1 protein-coding gene is annotated in these 531 nt (G+C 65.9%); it reads left to right on the top strand.

Going from position 1 to position 531, the window contains the following annotated elements:
• On the top strand, positions 1-531 hold a 531-nt coding region (locus tag Ato02nite_RS48675; protein WP_213013550.1), incomplete at its 5' end, for a DUF4352 domain-containing protein.

Here is a 531-nt window from a genome sequence, read left to right as displayed (position 1 = left end):
TGGCCGTGGATCGTGCTCGGCGTTTTCGCCGTCGGCGCCCTCGGCTGTGCCGGGCTGTTCACAGTCGTGCTGGGTGGCACGGCGAAGGTGGCGGGCGACCTCGACGACAACCAGCAGGGCAGGAACGCGGTCGCCGGGCAGTTGGGCAAGCCGATCGTCGACGGGAAGTTTCAGTTCACGGTCACCGGAATGCGGTGCGGTCTCGACCAGGTCGGGTCCGAACCCGTCAGCGACCGGGCGCAGGGAGAGTTCTGCCTGGTCAGCATCACCGTGAAGAACACCGCCGGCACCGCCGAGACGTTCCTGGACTCGTCGCAGCAGGCGACCGACGCGAGCGGCAACGTGTACTCGGTCGACAGCGGCGCCGGGATCTTCGCGAATGGCGAGTCGTCGGTTTTCCTGGAGCAGATCAACCCGGGGAACTCGGTGAAGGGCAAGCTCGTCTTCGACGTTCCGGTCGGTACGAAGTTGACCTCGGTGGTGCTGCACGAGTCGATGTTCACCGCCGGGGTGAAGATCCCGCTGAAGTAG

Origin of the sequence: Paractinoplanes toevensis (assembly GCF_018332695.1) — a bacterium.
Lineage (GTDB): Bacteria > Actinomycetota > Actinomycetes > Mycobacteriales > Micromonosporaceae > Actinoplanes > Actinoplanes toevensis.
Note: the sequence above shows the minus strand (reverse complement) of the source record. Positions and strands in the feature narration are given on the sequence as shown.